This is a genomic window from Oleiphilus sp. HI0132 (assembly GCF_001635845.1).
Genome location: NZ_LWGJ01001433.1, coordinates 1 through 3,140 on the forward strand (window position 1 = coordinate 1; position 3,140 = coordinate 3,140).

Here is a 3,140-nt window from a genome sequence, read left to right on the forward strand (position 1 = left end):
CTAAGAACAGTAAATAATGTGCAGCCATGGAGACTAAATAATTAGTACAAAATAAAAGTTTCCTACTATGCTTAAACAAGCATAAAAGTGTTACACGACTTAGAAAGAATCACTAACAAATATAATAAAGGGGATGAAACGTAAGCCGTGCTTCTTATAGAGCTGCTTCTGACTAAGCAGATTGCTATAAACCCTGCTTCTCGATTTCATCATTAAAACAAACCATAGCCAAATTCTGGAATAACCTTATTGGTTTCAGATACTTTAAGTAACTAGGTTATCGTTTTATTTTTTAAGTAGTAGCAATGTTGTCGGCCTCTAAAAATGTTCCGCATTACATAAATAGAACAGGCCAGATTGAAAATAATAACTAGATATTTTTGACATCTTGATTTGCCACACAACGGTTAAAGACGTGATTATGCCCCTTAACGAATAAAGTTCGGCAAATTCACTTCGACTCAGAATCTGGTATGCCTTTGATGAGGATCAACGGATGCCAAATCGTTTACGCAAGCTCAGCATGCTTATTGCCATGCCAAGTCTTTTGCTTGCCTCCAGGAATGTATTTTCTGAATACGCTCTTAACCTTCCTGAGCCAGTCTCTCCTGTAACACGGGAAGTATTTGACCTCCATATGATGACGGCCTACATCGCACTGATCATTATGATCCTCGTCACCGTCGTCATCTTTTACTCCATATTCAAATTCAGAAAGTCGAAAAATTACGAAGCCGACCAAGAATTTCATAACAGCAAGTTTGGCACATGGTCCTGGATTCTGGTGCCGATTATTGTACTCGCTATTGATTTAAGTATTGCTGGCAGCGCAAGCTCTACCTTTGACTTAATTGAAGATAAGACCCCAGCAGACCTGACAATTAAAGTGACAGGTTCCCAATGGAAGTGGACATACGAGTACATGGAAGACGATATTAAGATCGTCAGTAACCTACTGCCTGAGGAACAAGCTGGTGATCGCTATTTAAGAATGGTGGATAACCCTCTCTACCTACCTACTGACCGACGAATTCGTTTCCTTCATACCGCAACCGATGTTCTTCACGCTTGGTGGGTTCCGGCAATTGCGGTTAAGAAAGACTCCATTCCCGGCTATATCAACGAAACCTGGACTATTATCGAGAAGGCTGGCACGTATCACGGCCAATGTGCCGAAAACTGTGGTACGGGGCACGCTTTCATGCCCATTCAAGTTGAAGCGATTGCCGGTAGCGAGTTTGATTCATGGATGACAAAGCAAAAGGAAATCAAGATAGCGAAAGAGAAGGAAGCTTCTTCAGACACTGTCTGGCCAATGCAAGAATTAATGGCTCGGGGCGAGTCCCTCTACAACACCAACTGCGGAGCCTGCCACCAAGTCGATGGCTCTGGTGTTCCCCCCGCATTTCCAGCGCTGGCTGGTAGCGAAATTGCCAAAGGCGACCCCGCTAAACATCTTGAAGTCGTAATCAAGGGTGTATCGGGTACAGCCATGGCTGCTTGGGGCGCTCAGTTGAATGACCTGGAAGTGGCAGCAATCGTAACCTACGAAAGAAATGCCTGGGGTAATAACACAGGTGATGTTGTGCAACCAGCTGATGTCAAAGCGGCGCGCTAGGAGGAGATAATCAATGAGTTCTACTATTACAATTGATGAACAAAATCAGGACGTTTCAAGCGCCGATCATGATCACCACAATGAGCCACCGAAGGGTATAGGCCGCTGGTTATTCAGCACTAACCATAAAGATATTGGTACCATGTACCTGGTGTTTTCTCTCATTATGTTATTTTTGGGTGGTGGTATGGCAATGCTCATTAGAGCAGAGTTGTACTTTCCTGGCTTGCAGTTTTTGGAGCCTGACCTTTTCAATAACATGGTCACTACACATGCCTTGATTATGGTCTTTGGTGTTGTCATGCCTGCCGCAGCTGGTATGGCGAATTGGATGATCCCACTTCAAATCGGTGCGCCAGATATGGCATTGCCACGCTTAAATAACTTGAGTTTCTGGCTATTACCCGCCGGGGCTGCCCTGCTTATTTTGTCAGTCATCGTACCGTTTTTCGGTGGCGGCGCCCCCGTCAATACAGGCTGGACCTTGTACCCTCCCTTATCTGTTCAAGCGGGAATGGGGATGGATCTGCTGATCTTTACTCTTCATGTATTAGGCATATCATCGATACTCGCTGCCATCAATATCGTTACAACGGTATTGAATATGCGCGCTCCCGGCCTTGATATGATGAAACTACCCTTGTTTGTCTGGGCATGGCTATTTACAGCAATTCTATTGATTATGATCATGCCAGCACTTGCTGGCGGCGTAACCATGCTTTTGTTTGACCGTCACTTCGGTACCAGTTTCTTCGACGCTGCTGGCGGCGGCGACCCTGTGTTATTCCAGCATTTATTCTGGTTCTTTGGTCACCCGGAAGTATATGTACTATTACTACCTTCTATCGGAGTTTTAGGTGTTATTGTTCCAACATTCTGCCGTAAGCCTTTGTTTGGCTACCGCCCATTAGTTTGGTTTATGGGTATTCTGCTGGTCTTGGGTATGGTCGTATGGGCTCACCATCAATACACCATTGGCATGTCTGTCCTCGCGACCAACTACTTTATGATTGGTACAATTTTAATCTCGATCCCCGTTGGCCTAATGCTGTTCAACTTTATCTTAACGATGTGGCGTGGCTCTATTACCTTTGAAACACCCATGCTCTTCGCCATTGCCATCATTGTGATGTTCTCATTTGCAGGAACTACAGGTGTCATGCTGGCGGTTGTACCTGCAGATTTGCAATACCATGACACCTACTTTGTGGTCGCACATTTTCACTACGCATTAATACCCGGCGCACTATTCGGGCTCTACGCAGGTGTATTCTATTGGCTGCCAAAGTGGACTGGCCATATGTATAACGAAACGCTGGGTAAAATCTTTTTCTGGTGGACAACCATCGGCTTTAACCTGACGTTCTTCCCTCAACACTTTTCGGGCTTAGCGGGTATGCCACGCCGTATCGTTGATTACAGCGTGCAGTTTATTGAGTTTAACCAGATATCGAGCATTGGTGCCTTTATCTTCGGCCTATCTCACCTACTCTTTGTCTACATCATTATTCAAACTATACGT

2 protein-coding genes are annotated in these 3,140 nt (G+C 44.9%); both read left to right on the top strand.

The window, feature by feature from the left end; genetic code table 11:
• Nucleotides 1-496: 496 nt before the first annotated feature.
• Nucleotides 497-1,618 carry a cytochrome c oxidase subunit II gene (gene coxB / locus A3766_RS21880; RefSeq protein WP_082865175.1) on the top strand — a complete coding sequence of 374 codons (1,122 nt, stop codon included), beginning with the start codon at nt 497-499 and terminating at the stop codon, nt 1,616-1,618.
• Nucleotides 1,619-1,631: 13 nt separating this feature from the next.
• On the top strand, nt 1,632-3,140 hold a 1,509-nt coding region (locus A3766_RS21885; RefSeq protein WP_068642974.1), incomplete at its 3' end, for a cytochrome c oxidase subunit 1.